Here is a 19,634-nt window from a genome sequence, read left to right as displayed (position 1 = left end):
CTCGATTTGGCCGGTCAGAGGCGGGACAAGGGTGCCCCTCCCTCGTTCGACAAGTTCTTGCCCTGACAGGGAGACCATAGGCCTTAACATGTCCCGGCCTGGTGCGGGCGGCACCGGTCCGGGCCATGTGACGCGTGAGCGCGCCCGGGCGGGTCAGCGGGCGCGGCCGGGGGGCCTCGGCCCGAAGCCGGGGCCCCTGATCCGCGAGCCGGGCCTTTGGTCCGCGGGCCGGGGCCCTACCGGTCGTTCTCCCTGTCCGGCAGCGCCGTCTCGTCCTCCACGACGTGCATGGCGGCCTCCTCGGCGCCCGCCGCTCCGCCGTCGATGCCGACGTCCTCGGCGACGGTCTCCTTCGTCGTGTCGGTGCGTACGCCCTCGTCGGGGGCGACCAGACGGCCGGAGCGTTCGGTGCCCGCCTCGGGGTCGACCGGTTCCCCGTCACCGCCGGGCTTGTCGCCCACGCCGTCGCCGTCCGGCGCGGACACGTCGGGCGTCTCCTGGGACAGCCGCTCGTCCAGGGTCTCGCCGTCGTGCTGCTCCGCGGCCGTGGTGCCGTGCTTGGTCACGCCGAGGGGCTTCTCCGGCGGGGAGTAACCCTCGTCGAGCGTGTCGTCGTAGGTCCGCTCGTCGACGGCGTCCTGGAGGTCGAGGGGCGCGGCGTCCTCCTGCTCCTCGTTGGTTCCGGTGGGCTGGTAGACGTCGTCGGCCATCGGGTCCGTGCCCATCGCTGCCTCCCTCTCGCGCTGCGTCGGCTCGGTGGTCTGGGTGTGCGGTTCGCGTTTCCCGATACGCGATCTCTAACCCGTTCCCGGTCCGGGATCTTCACCCCCGGGGTGCGACGCGGACGCTCAGGTCGGTGATGCGGTGCGGGCTCCAGTCGCGGGCGAAGCCGGGCGGGGTGCCGCCCGGTCCTGTGACGTCGGCGACCGGGATGCGGCGGGCGGTGTCCACGATCTCGGCGGCCGTGGTGTTCTCGTTGTTGCCGCTGGTGGCGCCGGAGGAACAGCCCGTGTAGTAGCCGATCGGAATGGACTCGTGCCCGGTGATCAGACACGGCGGGCGGACACCCAGCCGGTGCAGCTCGTCGGCGACGCGGGCCCAGTCCTCGCGGCTTTCGACGTTGCGGTTCACGGTGCCCACGAGGACGGCGAACTGCACCGCCAGGTGGCCGGCCAGCGCGAGCGCGACGAGCGACGCGGCCACCGGACGCCACCGGCCGCGTACCGTCGTGACCAGGTGCCACAGCGCCACGGCGACCGGGACGGCCAGCAGGGCGTAGGCGGGCTGGAGGAAGCGGGGCGCCGCGTAGCCGATCATGAACAGGTAGGGCAGCGCGGCCGTCACGGCGCAGGCGAACGGGACCAGGGTGCGGGCGGCGCGCCGGGCCCGGACGGCGACGACGACCCCGAGGACGGCGACGGCCGGGAGGACGATCCACCACAGGGTGACCACCGGGTGCGGCATCGAGCCGGTGCACGGGCGGCACAGGCCCCGTCCGCCCAGGCTGCGCATCTGGTCGTCGACGGCGATGTTCCAGCCGAGGCCCCCCTGGATCTCGGAGGCCCTCGACAGCCGCTCCCCGAGGCCGCCGTACCAGCCGTACGCCTCGATCACCCACTCCACTCCCCCGGCCGCGAGGCCGCCCACGAGGGCGAGCAGCAGCAGCCAGTGGCGGCGCACGAGGACGAGGACCAGCAGGGGCAGGGTCACCCAGACCGCGTCCGTGGGGCGCATCCACGCCATCAGCGCGGCTCCGGCCACCACTCCCCACAGCGCGGCCCGCCCGGACAGCCCCTGCCAGGCCCGCAGGAAGCAGCCGACGCAGATCAGGGCGCCGATGGCGACCCAGTAGTTGGGCATGGCCTGCGGACCGTAGAAGAGGGTCACCCACAGGGTGGCGAAGAACGCGCCGGCCGTGGCCAGGACGCGGGCCGGGAAGAGGCCCTTCCAGGCCCGCAGGGCGAGGTACAGACCGAGGCCGGACAGCACGGCGAGGTAGACGCGCAGCAGTTCGGTGGACGACGACCAGGACGCGACGGGCGCGACCAGCAGGGAGACGCCGCGGGAGCGCGGTGCGCTGAAGAAGGCGGCGGGGTGGTGGGAGGTGACCTGGCTGACGTACACCGTCTCGTCCCAGCCGAGGCCCATCCAGGGGTGGACGAAGACCAGTTGCAACAGGGTGAAGACGGCGGCCACCGCCGCGATCAGGGCGTCACCGCGCAGGCGCCGGGGGGTACCGGACGCCGTCGTCGCCTCGTCCCGGCGTCTGCCGGCGAGCATGGCGTTCGCGCCGTCGGCCATCGTGCACCCCTCACCCCCGCTCGTCGCGGGGCCGCTCGTTCCTCACCTCCTGCCGCCGGTGGCCGGAGCCCGGAAACCCGGAAAACAAGGTCAAACTAACCCGCGGGCCACGCAAGCGCAGGGTGGAAGTCGGCCAGTCGCGCTGTCTCGTTCCCGCCCCATCCTTTCTCCTCAGTCAAGCGTCCGGCCTTGTCAGTGGGCGTTGGGGCGGCGGTGCGGGGGCTGTTCGGGGGTGGGGCGCCGTTTGGGTGCGGGGACGGCGCGGGTGACGGGGCCGTCCCCGTTCACGGTCAGCGCGCTCCCGTGGTGCTGGATGGTCAGGGGCGCGCCCTCCAGCAGGGTGTACGTCGCCTTGTCGGCGCCGATCTCCACGCGAAGGCATCGGCCCCGGAACTGGAGCCGGAAGGCGAGGCGGCTGAACTTCTCGGGCAGGCGCGGCGTGAACCGGAGGCTGTCGCCGTCCCGGCGGGTGCCGCCGAAGCCGGCGACCAGCGCCAACCACGTACCGGCCAGCGAGGCGATGTGCAGTCCGTCGCGGGTGTTGTGCTCCAGGTCCGCGAGGTCCATCAGGGCGGCCTCGGCGGCGTAGTCGTAGGCCAGGCGCAGATGTCCCGTCTGGGCGGCGACGACGGCCTGGCAGCAGGCGGACAGCGAGGAGTCCCGTACGGTCAGCGGCTCGTAGTAGGCGAAGTTGCGGGCGATCTGGTCCTCGTCGCAGTGGGCGTCGAACCAGCTGCCGCAGGTGTACATCGCCAGCACGAGGTCGGACTGCTTGATGACCTGCTTGCGGTAGAGGTCGAAGTAGGGGAAGTGCAGCATCAGCGGGTACTGGTCGGCGGCGGTGGCGGCGAAGTCCCAGCGCTGGTGGCGGGTGAAGCCCGAGTGCTGCTCGTGGACGCCGATCTCCTCGTTGTAGGGGATGTTCACGGACTCGGCGGCGTCCCGCCAGGCGGCGCTCTCCTCGTCGTCGACGCCGAGCCGCGCGGCCTCGTCCGGGTGGCGTTCGCACACGTCGGCCGCGGCGAGCAGGTTCGAGCGTGCCATGAGGTTGGTGTACGTGTTGTCGTAGGCGATGGCGCTGTACTCGTCCGGGCCGGTGACGCCGTCGATGTGGAAGACGCCGTGGTGGTCGTGGTGGCCCAGCGAGCGCCACAGCCGGGCCGTCTCCACCAGGAGTTCGAGGGCGGTGTCGCGTTCGAAGTCGGTGTCGCCGGTCGCCGCCGTGTACCGCACCGCGGCGTGCGCGATGTCGGCGGCCACGTGGAAGGCGGCCGTGCCGGCCGGCCAGTACGCGGAGCCCTCGGAGCCGTCGATGGTCCGCCAGGGGAAGGCGGCGCCGCGCAGCCCCAGCTGGGTGGCGCGGTCGCGGGCGGCGGGCAGGGTGTCCCGGCGCCAGCGCAGCGCCTCGGCGACGGCCTTGGGTTCGGTGTAGGTCAGTACGGGCAGCACGAACATCTCGGTGTCCCAGAACGCGTGTCCGTCGTAACCGGAGCCGGTCAGTCCCTTGGCCGGAATCGCCCGCTGTTCGGCGCGGGCTCCGGCCTGCAGGACGTGGAACAGGGCGAAGCGCACGGCCTGCTGGATCTCCTCGTCGCCGTGCACCTCCACGTCCGCGCGCGCCCAGAAGTCGTCGAGGTAGGCGCGCTGTTCCGCCACCAGTCCGTCCCAGCCGCTGTGCGCGGCGGCGGCGAGCGCGGCCTCGACCTGGTCGCTCATCGCGGGCCGGGAGCGGGCGCCCGACCAGCCGTGGGCGACCGTCTTCTGCACCCGCAGCCGCTGTCCCGGCTCCAGCACGGAGGTGATGGTCAGGCGGGCCACGTCCGTGTTGCTCTCGCTGCTGGTGGTGATCTCCCCGGGGGTGTCGACGACGTGGTCGGCGGCCACGGCGACCCTGAGTCCACTGCGCCGCGTCCGGTGGACCAGGCGCAGCCGGGAGCCCATGGCGAGGTCCTCCTCCGGCTCCAGCGGGGACTGGAGCGCCTTGGCCGTCCGGGGGTCGCCGTCCGGGGAGGGCAGGCTCTCGTTGGCGACCAGCTCCGACTGGATGACCACCCGGGTCCGGCTGTCGACCGGCTCGACCTCGTACTCCACGGCGGCGATGGCCCGCTGGGTGAGGGAGACCAGCCGGGTGGAGCGCACCCGGATGGTCGTACCGGCCGGGGAGGTCCACTCGCAGGTCCGCTCCAGCACACCGCGCCGCAGGTCCAGGGTGCGTTCGTGCTTGACGAGCCGCCCGTAGCGCAGGTCGAAGGGTTCGTCGTCGACGAGCAGCCGCAGCAGCTTGCCGTTGGTGACGTTGATGACGGTCTGGCCGGACTCGGGGTAGCCGTAGCCCGCTTCGGCGTACGGCAGCGGGTGCAGTTCGTAGACGCCGTTGAGGTAGCTGCCGGGCAGGCCGTGCGGTTCGCCCTCGTCGAGGTTGCCACGCCAGCCGATGTGCCCGTTGGACAGGGCGAAGACGGACTCGCTCTGGGCGAGGAGGTCGAGGTTGAGGGCCGTCTCGCGCACGGACCAGGGCTCGACGGCGTACGTCCGGTTGGTGATCACGCCTGGCCTCCCAGTTCGGCGAGGTCCTTGACGACGCGGTCGGCGCCGTGGGCGTAGAGGGCGTCGGTCTGGCCGACGCGGTCGACGCCGACGACGTAGCCGAAGTGCCCGGAGCGTCCCGCGTCCATGCCGGCCAGCGCGTCCTCGAAGACGGCGGCGCGGGACGGGTCGACGCCGAGGTCGCGGGCGGCGGCCAGGAAGGTGTCGGGGCGTGGCTTGCCCGGCAGCTTCCGGGTCCGGGCCACCACGCCGTCGATCCGTACGTCGAACAGGCGCTCGGCGTCGATGGAGTGCAGCACGTCCTGGGTGTTGGCGCTGGAGGAGACGATCGCGGTGGCGAGACCGGCGGCGCGGACCGCGTCGATGTAGCGCAGCGTGCCCTCGTACGGCTCCACGCCGTCGGTGCGGATCTTCTTGAGGAGCAGTTCGTTCTTGCGGTTGCCGACGCCGTTGACGGTCCGCGCGTCCGGCGGGTCGTCGGGGTCCCCGTCGGGCAGTTCGACGCCGCGGGAGGCGAGAAAGGCACGCACGCCGTCGGCGCGCGGGCGGCCGTCGACGTACTCGGCGTAGTCGGAGTCGGTGAAGGGGCGGAAGTCCGCGCCGTCCCGCTCGCGCAGGAAGGCGTCGAACGTCTCCTTCCAGGCGGCGGCGTGCACCACCGCCGTTCTGGTGACAACCCCGTCGAGGTCGAAGAGGCAGGCCTGGATGTCGTCGGGAAGTCCTAGCTGCGTCGTCATACCCGAGACAGTTCCCCGCCGGGGCGGGTCCGATCAGGTGACACACTCTGCGGTGTGCCGCTGACTTTCGACGACCTTCTCATCCGGGCCCGCTCCCTGCCGGAGGGCGGGCGGCGCGCGATCCTCGGCATCGCCGGAAGCCCCGGCGCCGGGAAGTCGACGCTCGCCGAACATCTGGTGCGGGAGCTGAACGGGACGGGCGAGCCGTGGGTCGCGCACGTCCCCATGGACGGCTTCCACCTCGCCGACGCCGAATTGGACCGCCTCGGCCGCCGGGACCGCAAGGGCGCGCCCGACACCTTCGACGCGGCCGGGTACGCGGCGCTGCTGCGCCGACTGCGCGAGGAGCCGGACGACGAGGGGGCGGACGGCGAGACCGTGTACGCGCCCGGCTTCGAGCGCGTGCTGGAGCAGCCGATCGCCGGGGCCGTGCCGGTGCCGGCGTCGGCGCGGCTGGTCGTGACGGAGGGCAACTACCTGCTGCTGGAGACCGGCGCGTGGGCGCGGGTACGCTCCCGGCTCGACGAGGTGTGGTTCTGCGAGCCGGCGGAGACCGAGCGGGTCCGCCGGCTGGTGGCGCGGCACGAACGGTTCGGCAAGTCCCACCAGGACGCGGTCGCCTGGGTGCTCGGCACCGACCAGCGCAACGCCGACCTGGTCGCCGGGACTCGGGACCGCGCCGACCTCGTGGTGCCGGCGGGGGCGATGCCGGGTGTGGACGCGGACGGAGGGCGGGACCGGCCTGGTGCGTGACGCCCGGGTTTCCCCGCGAGTTTCCCCGCGGGGGCGGGGCGTCACCGTGTGCTCGTCCTCGACAGGCCCTTCGGCGGCATCGATGCCGCCCGGTCGACCGCGTCACTCGGTCGTGCGTCGTCACTCGGTCGTGCGTCGGCCGTCGGTGGAGCGCGGCTGGGACTCCGCGTGCGGGAAGCCGGCGGCGCTCACGTGCGGCATCACGCGGCTCGCCACGCGGTAGCGGCCGCCCGGCACGTCGTCCGACTTCGTGATATGCACCGCCAGCGGGCCCGCCCACTCGTATCCGTGCCGTTCGGCGTGCCGGGCCAGGCTGTCGGTGAGCACCTGGCCCACCCGGCTGTCGCGGCGTGGCAGTTCCTCGTGCACGACGTCGGCGAGCGCTACGTCGTAGGCGTTGGGCACCATGACCCGCCCCTGGGGCGAGACCACGGCGTTGCTGTCGCATTCCGTGCGCAGGGCGTCGAGGAGTTCGACAGGGTCCCTGTCGAAGACCCGCGCCCACAGCGCTTCCCAACCGCTTTCCAGGGCTTTCTCCAGCGCGCTGATGGCGCCCATGCGGTATTCACCTGCCGGGTGTTCTCGAGGTCGGCCGCCCGGTGTGGCGCGGGCGTCGCGCGGTTACCGGGCGGTCATTCCTCGTCGTAGTCGTCGGGGCGGACGTGCGCCTCTTCCAGGGCCTCGCGCATGGTCCGGCCGGTGCCACCCGGCGGGCGGGGCGCCTCCTCGTCGCGCTGGTCGAGAACGTCGTCGGTGGTGTCGGTCTTCGGCCGGTTCTCTTCCGGGACGGTCATGACGGCGGCTCCTCGTCCGTGCTGTGGCTTTCTTCCGTGGCGGCGGGTTCCCGGACAGGGCCGTGCTATCCCCCGCGGGCGCGGATGCCGTTCCGAGCGGGGCGGATGTCGGTTCCGGACGGGGCTGACGTCGGTTCCGGACGGGGCTGACGTCGGTCCCGAGCGGGGCGGATGCCGGTTCCGAGCGGGGCGGATGTCGGTTCCGGGAGGGGGCGAATTCCGGCCCGTGCGGGCTCGGGGACGGCCCGTGACGCCGTCCTGCCGGACACGGGGGGTGAGCTATGTTGACCTCCGTGGGAGACAAAGGAGGCGCATCCGTGCCATCGCCGCAGCAGGCACGCGCGCAGGCATCGGCGATCACCTCGGGACGGGCGGCCCCGGAGACGGAGGTCTCCCCCACTTCCCGGCTCAGGACGCTGTTCGACCGGCCCCGCCTCTCCCCGGGCCAGCGGCGCATCGCGCAGTACCTCATCGAGCACCTCACCGAGGCGGCGTTCCTGTCGATCACCGACCTCGCCGACCGGGTGGGCGTGAGCCAGCCCTCGGTGACGCGGTTCGCCTCGGCGGTCGGCTTCAGCGGTTACCCGGCGCTGCGGGAGCAGCTCCAGTCGATCGCGCTGGGCACCCGCGGCGGCGCTCCGGCCGAGGAGAACCGGGGCAACGAACTCCAGGCGGCCGTCGACGCCGAGATCGAGAACCTGGAGAACCTGCGGCGCGACTTCGCCGACGCCGACCGGGTGATCGACGTCGGACGCAAACTGGCCGCCTCCGCGCCGCTGACCGTTCTCGGGCTGCGCATCTCCGTCTCGCTCGCCGAGTACTTCGCCTACGCCGCCCGCCGCGTCCATCCCGACGTACGCCTGGTGACCCGGGGCGGCACCGTCGCCTACGACGCCCTGCTCCAGTCCCGGGAGGCGGGCGGCACCTGGGTGCTGGCCTTCTCCATGCCCCGGCACGCCCACGAGACTCTGGGCGCCGTCCGGGTGGCACGCGGTGCCGGACTGAAGGTGGCGCTGATCACCGACCTGGCGCTCGGCCCCCTCGTGGACGAGGCCGACGTCACCTTCGCCACCGGCACGGGGTCACGGCTGGTCTTCGACTCCTACGCGGCGCCGGGCGTGATGTGCGCGGCACTGCTCCAGGCCATGACCGACGCCGATCCCGAGCGGACGCAGGCCCGGCTGGAGGAGTACGAGCAGGTCGCCGACCAGCACCAGTTCTTCCTCCGGGACTGAGCCGGTCCCCGTTTCGGCCCCGATTGGTCGGCGCGGACGGGGGCCATCCCTGTCAAAGCAGGCATGAATGTTTTCATACGCCTTGCAAAGCGGTTGGCATATATAAATACTGCTCACGGATCGCGACCCGGCCGCCCCGGAGCGCGTCCACACCTGCGCGAACACCTCTGGCAGCCGGCTCCTACCCGCTCCGGCGTAACCCGGGGTGTTCCGTCGGGCATCGCCTGCGCGAGCGCCCGCGGCGGTCCCGGTCGTCCCCTGGACCGGGGCCGCCCCAACCGTCGCCCCACCCCGTCGACGCCGCACACCCGGAAGCGATGATCATGCCCCTGACGACCACGCGCATCAGCCCGGACTGGCCGTGCCAGGTCAAGACACCCGGCAGCTACGACTGGGAGCGCTCGGCGGCCAAGTGGCTGCGCGAGCTGGTGCCGGCCCGTTACGCGGGCTACCCGGCGCTGATCCGCCACCCCGTGCTGCTCGCCCGCCACGCGCAGATCCAGGTCCAGCACGAGATCCGGGTGGCCCGTACCGCCCTGCAGACCGCCCGGGCGGACCTGCCCCGGCTCGGCCTGCCCGAGTCGGTCATCGAGCACACCATCAAGCTGTACGCGGCGGAGGTCCTGCAGTTGCAGCACATCGCACGCAGCGTGCGGGCGGTCACCGATGCGCTGGCCGAACGGGGCGCCGCCGGACGCTGACCCGGGCCGCCCCGCGCTGTCCCGGACTGCCCCGCGCTTGTCCCGGACCGCGCCGGTCAGTCCACCGGGTGGCCCGGCCGGATGGTGTGGGCGTCGGCGAGTCGCAGCAGCCGTCCGCCGGACGTCTCCCGCCCGCCCCACTCGACCGGGTCGAGGACGAAACCGACGTGATCGCCTCCGGCGGCGCGCTCCACCACGCGGCCGACGAACCACGCCTCGGCGTCCTCCAGCACGATCGCCCCGCCGTACCCCTCACGCCAGCGGACCTGCCGGAACTTGTCCACCCGGTCGCCTGTCTGCCCGCCGAAGATCTCGGCCGTCCCTCGCTGGTCGCGGGCGAGCAGATGGACGGCCAGGACGTCGGCGGAACGCGCCACCCGGAAGGTCCGGTTGACCTCGGAGAGCCATACGACGAAACGCACGGGGTCGAGGGAGCACTGCGAGGAGAAGCCGACCAGGCAGCCCGCCCGTTCCCCGTCCGCCGCGGCCGTCACCACGCACATGTCCGGGTCGAGCCGGCCGAGAAACGCGTCCATGACGGCCATGCTAGGCGCCCCTCCCGGGCGGGGTCATGCCGCGAGGAGGCGCCGCAGGGCCGTCCGCAGGGCGGTGACGAAGGAGTTCCGGCCCGCGTCGTCGAGGGCGTCCAGGGACAGGTAGGGGTTGAGGTCCTCCAGCTCGACCAGGAGCAGCTCACCGCCGGGCGCGCGGCAGGCGTCGACGCGCTGGATGCCGTGTTCGACGCCGTTCCACTCGATGAACCGCCGAGCGAAGTCGAGGTCCTCCGGTGAGGCGTCGTACGGCTCCAGCCGCCAGCGCCGGTCGGGATGCGGCGCGTACAGGGCGTACTGGAAGTCGTGGTCGACGAAGTAGAAGGAGACCTCGTAGGCGAACTCGACGCGCGGCTGGACGAGGATGTCCCCGGCGTCGCCGCGCACCGTTTCCCGTACGCGGTCCGCGGGCACGAACCGCAGGCCCACCGAGTCCGCGCCGAGCCTGGGCTTGACGACGTACTCGTCCGCCGGGGGCAGCCGGTGCAGGTCCTCCGGCCGACCGACGGTGGGGATGACCGGGTATCCCGCGTCGGTCAGGTCGAGGAGGTACTGCTTGCCCGCCATGTCCGCCCGGCCGGTGAGCTGGTTGTAGACGCGGGTTCCGCGCTCGGCCGCGCGCTCGCGAAAGGCGTCGTAGGCGGCCTGGTACCCCAGCACGGGACCGCTGTTGCGGACGACGACCGCGTCGAAGGCGTCCAACAGCGCGGCGGCCTCCCCGGGGTGGCACAGGGCCAGGTCGAAGTCCTCGCGGAGACGGGAGGTCAGGAAGATGTCCTCGTCGCAATAACGCCGCCCGCGGGCCTCGTAGGCCAGGTCGGTGACGTACAGGACGCTGGGGCGGGTGGACGGCATGCGGAACTCCTCGGGGCTGATCGGGAGTGATCGTATGCGACCGGCGCGGCGAGGAAGCGAAACGGCGAGGGCACTCAGTTCCCTCTGTTCACTGCACTGAGTGTCATGGACGCCGGTGAGCTGCTACGTTCCCCTTCATGAGCTCCAGCAGTGCGGCGCCCCGCCGCGGGGACCGGACGGACGCGGCGGGTATCCGGCCGCCGATGCGGGAGGCGCTGGTCGCGGCGGCCTTCCAGCTGTTCCTGGAACGGGGCTACGAGCAGACGACCGTCGACGACATCGTCGCGCTCGCCGGTGTCGGACGGCGGTCGTTCTTCCGCTACTTCCCCTCCAAGGAGGACGTGGTCTTCCCCGACCACGAACGGTGCCTGGCCGACATGACGGCCTTCCTGGCCGCCTCCCCCGAGGACGCCGACCCGGTGACACGGGTCTGCGCCGCGGCCCGGCTCGTGCTGCGCATGTACGCCGAGAACCCGGCCTTCTCGGTGCAGCGTTACCACCTCACCAAGAAGGTCCCCGGACTGCGGGCGTACGAGCTGTCGGTGGTGTGGCGCTACGAGCGCGCCCTCGCCGAGTACCTGCGCGGACGCCTGGGTGGGCGGCGGCCGGACGGGATCCTGCGGGCCGACGTGATCGCGGCCGCGGTGGTCGCGGCGCACAACAACGCCCTGCGGTCCTGGCTGCGTTCGGACGGGCGGGACGACGCGGGCGCCGCGGTGGACCACGCGCTGGGGTACGCGCAGTCCACGTTCGGCGGTGTTCCCATCCCGCTCCGCGACGAGGCGCCCGAGGACGTGGTGGTCGTGGTCTCCCGGCGCGGGACGCCCCTGTGGCAGGTCGTGCGGGAGGTCGAGACCGCGTTCACCCGCGACTGACGGCCGACGGCCGCGGGGGCACGGGTGCGGAATCAGGGGTACGCAGTGCCTTTACGAGTGACACTCAGTGCCATACGCTGTGGGGCGTGCACGGTGGCACGGCGAGCCGCGCATACGCGTGCCCGGGCGACCGCGTACGTGGGATACCGGCCCGAGTGCAGGGAGTTGACCAGCGTGTACCACCACTCAGGAAACGTCGCTCAGCAGGCAGTCGGCTCCGCGACGGGCGTGCTCGACCCCAAGGCCCCGGACACCGAGGCCGTCTTCTACCAGCGCTGCACCTGGTGCGGCACCGCCATGTACCACCGGGTGCTGTGCCCGGTCTGTCGCGGCAGCGACCTGCGGACCGAACGCAGCGAGGGCACGGGGACGGTGCGCCACGCCACGGTGGTGCACCGCAACACCCCGGCCGCGCGCAACGTGTCCCTGATCGAGATGGCCGAGGGCTTCGTGCTGCGCGGCCGCGTGATGGGCCCGCTCATCGGCATCCACAGCGGCGACCGGGTGCGGCTGTCCACGGCCAAGGACCCGGTACGCGGCGAGCCCGTCTTCCAGCTGATCGACGAGCCGTACCGGGCCTGGACCTGAGGTCCGGTCAGGACACGGGCGGCGCGGGCGTGATGCGGATGCCCAGGGTGCCGTCCAGTCCCCGGCGCAGCCGGCTGCCGAAGAGGGTGACCCGGCCGAGGACGCCGTACTTGCGGGCGAGCAGCTTCCGGTAGCGGGCGGTGGTGGCCGGGTCGCAGATCTCCGCCGTCCCCGGCACCTGGTCGCCGGTCGGTCGGCCGCGCACGTCGCAGGGGCCGATCAGGACGTCGGCGCGGTTGCGGACGCGCTTGACCTTCCAGGAGTCGGCGACGGTCCAGACGCCGAGCGCGTCGCCGTCCCGTACGACCCACACCGGAGTGGCGACCGGGGTGCCGTTCTTCCGGTAGGTGGTGACCAGCAGGTACTTGCCGGCGCCGAGCCGGGCCAGTGACGCGTCGTCCATGGTCGGCAAGTCTAGGCCCAGGGCCACGGCTCGCACCGTGCCCCTGCCGCCCCTTCCCTCATCCGCCCTCACTCCAGGGCCGCCCGCATCCGGTGCACCGCCTCCGTGATCACCTCCGGCGAGGTCGCCAGATTGAGCCGCAGGTGTCCCGCCCCGCCGGTACCGAAGGGAATGCCGGAGCTGAGGGCCACCCGGCCGCGGTGGAGGAAGACGTCCGCCGGATCGTCACCGAGGCCCAGCGCGCGGCAGTCGAGCCAGGCGAGATAGGTCGCCTCCCCGGGGTGGTGGACGACGCCGGGCAGGTGCTCGGCCAGCAGGTCGGTGAGCAGCCGCCGGTTCTCGTCGAGCCCGGCCAGCACCGCGTCCAGCCAGGCGGCGCCGTCGCGCAGTGCGGCGGTGTGGGCGAGGACGCCGACATGGCTCGGTCCGTGGCCGACCTCCTCGGGCATCCGCGCCAGGTCGGCGGCGGCGCCGAGTCCGGCGAGGGCGAGCGCGGCCTTGAGCCCGGCCAGGTTCCAGCCCTTGGACGCCGACATCAGCGCGAGGCCGCGCTCGGCGCCGGGCACGCTCAGGTACGGCACGAACCGCGCGCCCGCGGTCACGACCGGCGCGTGGATCTCGTCGGCGACGACCCGGACGCCGTACCGCTCGGCGAGGGCGGCGACGGCGGCCAGCTCGTCCGCGGTGTGCACGGTGCCGGTCGGGTTGTGCGGGCTGCACAGCAGGTAGGCGGCCCGCCCGCCGCCGGCGACGGCCCGCCGGAACGCCTCCTCCAGTATCCCGAGGTCGATGCGCAGGTCGGCGCCGAGCGGCGCCTCGACGACTCGCCGGTCCAGGTGCGTCACGAACTGGTAGAACGGCGGGTACACGGGCGGGTTCACGATCACCGGGTCGCCCGGCCCCGTGACCAGCTTGAGCATCTCGACGACGCCCAGCATCACGTCGGGCACGATCGCGGTGCGTTCCACGGCGAGGTCGTTCCAGCCCCACCGCTTGCCGGCGAAGGCTGCCAGGGCCTCGGCGTAGGCGGTGCCGACGGGGTAGCCGGTGTCGCCGAGTTCCATGGCCTCGGTGACGGCGCGCGCGACGGGTTCGGCGAGCGGCACGTCCATCTCGGCCACCCACAGCGGCAGCACGTCGGCCGGGTGGGTGCGCCATTTCATGCTCGTACGGCGGCGCAGCTGGTCGAGGGTGAGTGCGCGCAGTGGGTTCGGTTCACCGGGCCGGTGCTGCGGGTTGCTGGTCATGGGGCACAAGATAGGGGCCCGCGGCGCGACCGGGAAACGGGGAGCACGGACGCCGCCGACGCCGCCCGCCGGCATGGACGAGCACCGACGGGACCGCCGCCCCGGTGAACACGGGCGGGTCCGCACCCGTATGGGAGGAGGGCGCTCGACGTCCGGAGGGCCCCCGCGGCGGCGACGCCGTGTGTTCGGGTTCGGGAGCGCATGCATGAGGCACGCACGACGACGCATCGTCCGGCGAGTGGCACGGCTGGCGGCCGTCGGCGGACTCCTGGTCGGGGGGACGATGGTCACCCGTGCGGTGGCGAGTGAACCCCCCGACACGTCCGCCGCCCCGCACACGTTGGCGCAGCCCGCGTCCGGAACCGGCGCCGGCCTCGTGTCGCGGCTGGGCGCCTCCCGTACGGCGGGCCACTGGGTCGGCAACGATGGGCAGCCGGTCGTCGCGGTCACCGACGAGAGCACGGCCGAGGAGGTGCGGCGGGCCGGTGCCGAGGCGAAGCTCGTGCGGCACAGCATGTCCGAGCTGAAGTCGGCGACCTCGACACTGCGTTCGGCGCCCCGGGTGCCCGGTACGGCGTGGGCCCTCGACTACCGGTCGAACGAGGTGGTGGTACGGGGTGACAGCACGGTCTCCGGGTCCGACTGGTCCCGGCTGACGGGCGTCGCGGAGGGCATCGGCGGCTTCGTCCGCATGGAGCGCACCGAGGGCACGTTCACGACCCGGCTGAACGGCGCGGAGCCGATCCTGTCCACGGCGGGGCGGTGCTCGGCGGGCTTCAACGTGACCGACGGACAGAGCGACTTCGTCCTCACCGCCGGCCACTGCGGGCCGACGGGGTCCGTCTGGTTCGGCGACGACGGGGGTGACCGGCAGGTCGGCAAGACGGTCGCCGGGAGCTTCCCCGGGGACGACTTCTCCCTCGTGGAGTACGCGAACGGCAAGGCGGGCGACGGCGCCGACGTGGTGGCGGTAGGCGGTGGCAAGGGGGTGCGGATCACGGGTACGGGTGAACCGGCCGTCGGGCAGCGGGTGTTCCGCAGCGGCAGCACCAGCGGGCTGCGCGACGGTCAGGTGTCCGCGCTCGACGCGACGGTCAACTACCCGGAGGGCACGGTCACGGGCCTCATCGAGACCGACGTGTGCGCCGAACCCGGGGACAGCGGGGGGCCGATGTTCTCCGAGGGCATCGCGCTCGGTGTGACCTCGGGCGGCAGCGGCGACTGCGACAAGGGGGGTACGACGTTCTTCCAGCCGCTGCCGGAGGCCATGAAGTCGCTCGGCGTACGGCTGATCGTCTCGGCGGAGGAGGGGGCGGGGCCGGGCGCCGCGCCCTCCGCGCCGGCCGCCACCGGTGGCGGTGCCGGTGCCGGTGCCGGTGCCGGTGGAACCGCGCCGGGCGCCGCGGCACCCGGGGCCTCGGCGCCCGTGACGGGCGTCAACGGCTCGACCCTGCTCTCCCGTCTCACCGACCGCCGCAACGTCGGCCCGGGCATGCTCGTCGTCGCGGGCAGCCTGATCGCCCTGGTGGCGACCCGGTGGATCCGCTTGGAACAGGACCGCAAGGCCTACCGGCGGCACTACTCGGCGACGTGGGGCTGAGCGGTGGGGCGGACACGGGAGGACGACCCGGCAGACCGGCGACGCCCCTCGGCCGGTGGCCCGCCGAGGCCGTCGCCGTCGCAGCGCCGCCCGGACCGCCGCGCCGCTCGAACCCCCGCGCCGCTCGAACCCCCGCACCGCCCGGACCCCCGCACCCCTCGAACCCCCGACCCCTCGGACCGCCGCACCGCTCGAACCGCCGCGCCGCTCGAACCCCCGCGCCGCCCGGACCGCCGCACCCCTCGAACCCCCGCACCCCTCGAACCCCCGCACCGCCCGGACCCCCGCACCCCTCGAACCCCCGCACCCCTCGAACCCCCGCACCCCTCGAACCCCCGCGCCCCCCGGACCGCCGCACCCCTCGTCCCCCACCGCTCGGACCGGCGCGCCCTCGGACCGCCGCACCCCACGAACCCCCGACCCGCTCGGACCACCGCACCCCACGAACCCCCGCACCCCTCAGACCTCCACGCCCCTCAGACCGCCACGCCCCTCAGACCGCCGTGGCGCATGGCCCGTCGGCCCCGAGATGCCCGGGCGGTGCCGGGCAGCCGCGGCACCCCGCTGAGCCGCCACGGCTGCCCGTGTCCGCCCGTGCCCCTCTCCGCCCGTGCCCGGGCGTGGGGCAGCGACCTTCGCCACACACAGCGTCCCGGGTCGGTCTCAGCCCAGCGTCAGCAGCACCGTGGCCGCCGCCGCGCCGATCAGGCCCACGGCCTGCCGCCGGTCGACCCGCTCGTGGAGCAGGGCGAGGCCCAGGACGACGGGCAGTGCCGGGTAGAGGGAGGCGAGGACCACGGCGACCGACAGCAGTTGCCGCTGGGCGGCGAGGAGGTACAGGATCAGGCCGAGCGCGGCACCGGCGCCGATCAGCAGCGCCTCGGCGGCCCGACGCGGCGGCAGCCGCAGGCGCCCGGTGTGCCGGGCGGCGCCGGGGAGCAGCAGGAGTACGGCGGCGACGCGGCCGGCCGCCACGGGCCACAGGCCGCTTTCGGGGCCCGCCTGCCCGAGGGCGAGATACTGGACGGCGACGCCCGCGCTGGCGAGCAGACCGTCGGTGACGGCGTGGCCCGGTCCGGTGCCGCCGCCGGAGACGAGCCAGAGCGCGGGCACGGTGACGGCGATCCCCACCCACGGGAGGGCGCCGGGCCGGTCTCCTAGGACGAGTACGCCGCACAGGACGGAGAGCGCGACGCCTGTGACGGCGCTCACCGGCACCACCACGCTCATCGCGCCGCGGCTCAGGCCCCGGTTGAGGAAGTGCATGGCGACGCCGCTGCCCATGCCGGACAGGGCACCCCACAGCAGGTCCGTGGGGCGGACGTCGGGGGTGGTCACGAGGAGGGCGGCCACGCAGGCGAGCGCGAGCCCGCCGACCTGGCCGAGGAAGGTGACGGCGGCGAAGTGGACGCGCCGGGACAGCAGGCCGCCGGCGAAGTCGACGACGCCGTAGCAGACGGCCGAGGCCAGTGCGAGAAGGGCACCCATCCCGCGGGGGTGCCCGGGGCGGGGGCTCCGATGCGCCGAGGAGCCTCAGCCGCCGCTCAGGCGGCCCTCGCGGGCTCCGGGGCCGCTGTGGCCCACTCCATGACCAGCCGCTGGTACTCCGCGCGCTGCTCGACGCTCAGTGTCCCGCCCGACCGGAGCCACAGGGCCCGGATCTCCTCGTTGACCTCGGCAGCCGATCGCTCGGAGGAGGGTTCAACAGTGGTGGACATGCTGTGAAGCATACGGCGCCCGGCGTGAAGACGATGTGAGTAATGGCGAGCCAAACGGACATACCGGACCGTGTTACTGATCACGTCGATCTTCTCATCTGTCAAGGCCTACGGGCGAGTTCGTTCACAGCGACTGTGTTCCGCCGCACACGGCCCGCCACTTCACACCTGTGCGGCCCCCAGCACCAGCACCTGGATCGCCAACACGGCGGCACCGCGCGCCCAGTCGTGAAAGTCGGACACCTTGGTCTCCAGACCGACCGGCGCGGCCCGCGGATGCCGGTTGTCGCGGATGGTGTTCTCCACCACATCACCGGCCACGTCCATCAGGCCGACACCCTCCCCGGCGAGCAGGATCCTCCGCGGCATCACGAAGTTGGCGATCTGCGCCACCAGGGCGCCCAGGGCCCGCCCGGCCTCCTCGACGACCCGGGCCGGCATGGGCTCACCTTCGGCGGCGGACGCGAGGATCTCCTCGTAGCTCAGGTCGCGGCCGGTGGCGGCCCTGACCTGGTAGCGGGTCCGGCGGGTCGGCTGTCCCTCGCACATCCGGGAGTCCCGTTTCCGCTTCTTCGGCACCGAGGCCAGCATGGAGCAGCTCGCCACGGTGGCCCTGTGGCAGGACAAGAACGGGGTGGAGGACATCAGCGACCTGCTGGAGCCCAGGCCCGCCACGTCCCCCGACGACCCGTCCCTCCAGCATGTCGCGCCGGAGCTGCGGGCCGCCTTCACCTCGGGTTCGGCGCCGGTGCACGACCGGGCGCGGCTGCCGAGGGCGTTCGACGAGATGCACAACGGGCACGAGGGCAGCCACCACTTCCTGGTGGACGACTTCGTGACGGCGGTGAACTCCCGGACCCTGCCGTCCGTGAACGCGTGGGTCGCCGCCCGCCACACCCTGCCGGGCATCGTCGCGCACGAGTCCGCGCGGCAGGGCGGGGCCAGGCTGGTGATCCCGGACTTCGGAGACGCGCCGGTGCTGTGACGCGGCCGCGCGAGCCGGGTGCCCGAGGACAACCGTCAGGTGCCCGGCTTGCGGCCGTACACGTAGACGTCGTCGCCCTTCTTCAGCAGCGACCAGTACTTCTTGGCGTCGGTCTTCGTCATGTTGACGCAGCCGTGCGAGCCGGGCGGGTTCCACATGCTGACGCCGGCCGAGTGGAAGGCCTGGCCGCCGTCGAAGAACTGGCTGTAGGGCATCGGCACGTCGTAGATGGTCGAGTGGTGGTCGATGTTGCGCCAGTAGACCTTCTTCAGGCCGGTGCGGGTCTCGTATCCGTTGCGGCCGGTGCGGACCGGCACGGGGCCGTACACGAGCTTCTTGCCGTCCTGGATCCAGCTCAGCTGGAGGGTGAGGTCCACGCAGGCGATACGGCCCTTGTTCACCGGGCATTTGCCCGACTTGTTGGGGTTCTTGCCGACGGCCTTCTGCTTCGTCATCAGGTCCATCACGCCCCAGGTGACGGGGCCCGCGTAGCCGATGTTCGGCTTGATGCCGTGCTTGGTCTGGAAGGCGCGGATCGCCTTGCAGTCGGCGGTGGACTGCTTGCCGTCGGCCGGGCGGCCGAGGAACTTCTCCACCTTCTTCTGGTACGGGCCGGTCTGTGTGGTGCAGCTCGCCGCCTGGGCCGGTGCGGCGCCGAGCGCGAGCGTGAGCGGTGCCACCAGTGCGGTGACCGCGAGTGCGACGGCTCCCCGTCTGCGTATGTCCCCCATGGCCGGTCAGCCTTTCGCGTCGAAGCGGTGGAAATCGGGCGGAGGTATCGCCCGTGGCGTGCTCCCCGCCTGCTAGACCGCCGCCAGGCGGCTTCGGTTGCCCGCCGCACCCGCGTCGCGACGAAACGGTGACAAACGCCACCGGGCGTCCTCGAACCGCCGACCGGCCGTCAGTCCGTGTCGCCCCACTCCTGGACCGCCTGCCGGAACCCGGTGTTGACGGCGGTCAGACCGCCGTCGACGGCCAGCGTGGTACCGGTGATCCAGGCCGCGTCCCGCGAGGCGAGGAAGGCGACGGCCGCCGCGATGTCCTCGGGTTCGCCGACCCGTCCCAGCGGGTACAGCCGCCGGACCGCCGCGAGATCGTCCTCCCGGCCTTCCCAGGCCGTGGTGCGCACGGTGCCCGGCGTCACGAGGTTGACGCGGACGCCGCGCGCCGCCGCGTGTCCGGCGAGGGTGCGGGTCAGGGAGCCGAGCCCCGCCTTGGCGGCGCTGTACGCGTGGTTGCCGAAGTCCTGGACGCCGTTGACCGAGCCGACGCTCACGATCGCGCCGCGCCCCGAGGCCGCGAGGTGGGGCAGCGCGGCACGGCAGCAGCGGTAGGCGCCGGTGAGGGTGACGTCGAGGTCGCGGGCCCAGACCTCGTCGGGTTCGTCCTCGAAGAGCGGGGCGTCGGGTGAGCAGGCGTAGGCGTTGTTGACCAGCGCGTCGAGGGCGCCGAAGGTGTCCACGGCGTGGGCGACGGCCGCCTCGACGGACGCCCGGTCGGCCACGTCGCAGCCGAACGCCTCGACGGTGAGCCCTTGTTCCGTCAGCTCCGCCGCCGTGCGCCGCGCGGCGGAGAGGTCCACGTCGGTCAGCAGCACCCGCGCCCCCTCGGCGGCGAACCGGCGGGCGGTGGCCGCGCCGATGCCCCGCGCGGCACCCGTGATCAGTACTCCGTGGTCGGTGAAACGCCCTGTGTCCGTCATGGCCCGACGGTACTGCCGAAACGATCACTCGGGCAGATAGCG

Annotated in this window: 20 protein-coding genes and 2 pseudogenes; 7 read left to right on the top strand and 15 right to left on the bottom strand. The window is 73.1% G+C overall.

Annotated elements, in window-relative coordinates; translation table 11 throughout:
• Positions 1 to 236: 236 nt before the first annotated feature.
• The 4 genes from ACFCZF_RS20295 to ACFCZF_RS20280 form a co-directional block, all read right to left on the bottom strand.
• Positions 237 to 725, bottom strand: a complete 489-nt coding sequence (locus ACFCZF_RS20295; protein ID WP_310869590.1) for a DUF5709 domain-containing protein — start codon at positions 723 to 725, stop codon at positions 237 to 239.
• 97 nt (positions 726 to 822) lie between these two features.
• Positions 823 to 2,301 (bottom strand): hypothetical protein, encoded by a 1,479-nt coding sequence (locus ACFCZF_RS20290; RefSeq protein ID WP_376672814.1) that lies wholly within the window; start codon positions 2,299 to 2,301, stop codon positions 823 to 825.
• 192 nt (positions 2,302 to 2,493) lie between these two features.
• A complete protein-coding gene (locus ACFCZF_RS20285) occupies positions 2,494 to 4,848 on the bottom strand; it encodes a glycoside hydrolase family 65 protein (RefSeq protein WP_375908073.1) in 2,355 nt (784 codons plus the stop codon).
• The gene (locus ACFCZF_RS20280) at positions 4,845 to 5,585 is read right to left on the bottom strand and encodes a beta-phosphoglucomutase family hydrolase (RefSeq protein WP_376672813.1); all 741 of its coding nucleotides are present in this window, start codon (positions 5,583 to 5,585) and stop codon (positions 4,845 to 4,847) included. Before ACFCZF_RS20280 ends, ACFCZF_RS20285 begins: the two co-directional genes overlap by 4 nt.
• 54 nt (positions 5,586 to 5,639) lie before the next feature.
• On the opposite strand from ACFCZF_RS20280, the gene ACFCZF_RS20275 reads away from it, so the two are divergent.
• A complete protein-coding gene (locus ACFCZF_RS20275; protein WP_376672812.1) occupies positions 5,640 to 6,338 on the top strand; it encodes a nucleoside/nucleotide kinase family protein in 699 nt (232 codons plus the stop codon).
• A 120-nt stretch (positions 6,339 to 6,458) separates the two neighbouring features.
• Here ACFCZF_RS20275 and ACFCZF_RS20270 read toward each other — a convergent pair whose 3' ends face one another.
• Both ACFCZF_RS20270 and ACFCZF_RS20265 read right to left on the bottom strand, forming a co-directional pair.
• Positions 6,459 to 6,896: a DUF3662 domain-containing protein gene (locus tag ACFCZF_RS20270; RefSeq protein WP_376672811.1), complete on the bottom strand. Its 438-nt coding sequence runs from the start codon at positions 6,894 to 6,896 to the stop codon at positions 6,459 to 6,461.
• A 74-nt stretch (positions 6,897 to 6,970) separates the two neighbouring features.
• Complete coding sequence (locus tag ACFCZF_RS20265) at positions 6,971 to 7,132, bottom strand: hypothetical protein (protein WP_375908063.1); 162 nt, start codon at positions 7,130 to 7,132, stop codon at positions 6,971 to 6,973.
• A gap of 317 nt (positions 7,133 to 7,449) precedes the next feature.
• On the opposite strand from ACFCZF_RS20265, the gene ACFCZF_RS20260 reads away from it, so the two are divergent.
• Both ACFCZF_RS20260 and ACFCZF_RS20255 read left to right on the top strand, forming a co-directional pair.
• Complete coding sequence (locus tag ACFCZF_RS20260) at positions 7,450 to 8,367, top strand: MurR/RpiR family transcriptional regulator (RefSeq protein ID WP_376672810.1); 918 nt, start codon at positions 7,450 to 7,452, stop codon at positions 8,365 to 8,367.
• A gap of 317 nt (positions 8,368 to 8,684) precedes the next feature.
• Positions 8,685 to 9,068 carry a hypothetical protein gene (locus ACFCZF_RS20255; RefSeq protein WP_375908058.1) on the top strand — a complete coding sequence of 128 codons (384 nt, stop codon included), beginning with the start codon at positions 8,685 to 8,687 and terminating at the stop codon, positions 9,066 to 9,068.
• Between the two features lie 56 nt (positions 9,069 to 9,124).
• Here ACFCZF_RS20255 and ACFCZF_RS20250 read toward each other — a convergent pair whose 3' ends face one another.
• Complete coding sequence (locus tag ACFCZF_RS20250) at positions 9,125 to 9,613, bottom strand: flavin reductase family protein (protein ID WP_376672809.1); 489 nt, start codon at positions 9,611 to 9,613, stop codon at positions 9,125 to 9,127.
• Between the two features lie 24 nt (positions 9,614 to 9,637).
• Positions 9,638 to 10,474: a hypothetical protein gene (locus ACFCZF_RS20245; RefSeq protein WP_375908053.1), complete on the bottom strand. Its 837-nt coding sequence runs from the start codon at positions 10,472 to 10,474 to the stop codon at positions 9,638 to 9,640.
• A gap of 137 nt (positions 10,475 to 10,611) precedes the next feature.
• Here ACFCZF_RS20245 and ACFCZF_RS20240 point away from each other — a divergent pair, with 137 nt between their 5' ends.
• Together ACFCZF_RS20240 and ACFCZF_RS20235 are read left to right on the top strand one after the other, a co-directional pair.
• Complete coding sequence (locus ACFCZF_RS20240; protein ID WP_376672808.1) at positions 10,612 to 11,349, top strand: TetR family transcriptional regulator; 738 nt, start codon at positions 10,612 to 10,614, stop codon at positions 11,347 to 11,349.
• 174 nt (positions 11,350 to 11,523) lie between these two features.
• Complete coding sequence (locus ACFCZF_RS20235) at positions 11,524 to 11,937, top strand: Zn-ribbon domain-containing OB-fold protein (RefSeq protein ID WP_376672807.1); 414 nt, start codon at positions 11,524 to 11,526, stop codon at positions 11,935 to 11,937.
• A gap of 7 nt (positions 11,938 to 11,944) precedes the next feature.
• Here ACFCZF_RS20235 and ACFCZF_RS20230 read toward each other — a convergent pair whose 3' ends face one another.
• Both ACFCZF_RS20230 and ACFCZF_RS20225 read right to left on the bottom strand, forming a co-directional pair.
• Positions 11,945 to 12,340, bottom strand: coding sequence for a PPOX class F420-dependent oxidoreductase (locus tag ACFCZF_RS20230; protein WP_375908045.1), 396 nt, complete (start codon positions 12,338 to 12,340; stop codon positions 11,945 to 11,947).
• A gap of 68 nt (positions 12,341 to 12,408) precedes the next feature.
• Positions 12,409 to 13,587, bottom strand: coding sequence for a MalY/PatB family protein (locus ACFCZF_RS20225; protein ID WP_376672806.1), 1,179 nt, complete (start codon positions 13,585 to 13,587; stop codon positions 12,409 to 12,411).
• Between the two features lie 205 nt (positions 13,588 to 13,792).
• Between ACFCZF_RS20225 and ACFCZF_RS20220 the strand changes: the two genes are divergently transcribed.
• A complete protein-coding gene (locus ACFCZF_RS20220) occupies positions 13,793 to 15,187 on the top strand; it encodes a S1 family peptidase (protein ID WP_376672805.1) in 1,395 nt (464 codons plus the stop codon).
• Between the two features lie 663 nt (positions 15,188 to 15,850).
• On the opposite strand, the gene ACFCZF_RS20215 is transcribed toward ACFCZF_RS20220, so the two are convergent.
• The 3 genes and pseudogenes from ACFCZF_RS20215 to ACFCZF_RS20205 form a co-directional block, all read right to left on the bottom strand.
• On the bottom strand, positions 15,851 to 16,675 hold the full coding sequence (locus tag ACFCZF_RS20215) for an EamA family transporter (RefSeq protein WP_376672804.1): 825 nt from the start codon (positions 16,673 to 16,675) through the stop codon (positions 15,851 to 15,853).
• 56 nt (positions 16,676 to 16,731) lie between these two features.
• Positions 16,732 to 16,917: a hypothetical protein gene (locus ACFCZF_RS20210; protein WP_375908033.1), complete on the bottom strand. Its 186-nt coding sequence runs from the start codon at positions 16,915 to 16,917 to the stop codon at positions 16,732 to 16,734.
• A gap of 150 nt (positions 16,918 to 17,067) precedes the next feature.
• A pseudogene (locus tag ACFCZF_RS20205) lies at positions 17,068 to 17,424 on the bottom strand (ROK family protein); the annotation flags it as partial.
• Between the two features lie 4 nt (positions 17,425 to 17,428).
• Here ACFCZF_RS20205 and ACFCZF_RS20200 point away from each other — a divergent pair.
• Positions 17,429 to 17,890, top strand: a pseudogene (locus tag ACFCZF_RS20200) (gfo/Idh/MocA family oxidoreductase); the annotation flags it as partial.
• Positions 17,891 to 17,925: 35 nt separating this feature from the next.
• Here the strand turns inward: ACFCZF_RS20200 and ACFCZF_RS20195 are convergent.
• Positions 17,926 to 18,621, bottom strand: coding sequence for a L,D-transpeptidase family protein (locus tag ACFCZF_RS20195; protein WP_376672803.1), 696 nt, complete (start codon positions 18,619 to 18,621; stop codon positions 17,926 to 17,928).
• Positions 18,622 to 18,791: 170 nt separating this feature from the next.
• Positions 18,792 to 19,592, bottom strand: coding sequence for an SDR family NAD(P)-dependent oxidoreductase (locus ACFCZF_RS20190; protein ID WP_376672802.1), 801 nt, complete (start codon positions 19,590 to 19,592; stop codon positions 18,792 to 18,794).
• Positions 19,593 to 19,634 lie beyond the last annotated feature (42 nt).

The sequence above is a fragment of the Streptomyces sp. NPDC056296 genome, assembly GCF_042268605.1.
Taxonomy (GTDB): domain Bacteria; phylum Actinomycetota; class Actinomycetes; order Streptomycetales; family Streptomycetaceae; genus Streptomyces.
Note: the sequence above shows the minus strand (reverse complement) of the source record. Positions and strands in the feature narration are given on the sequence as shown.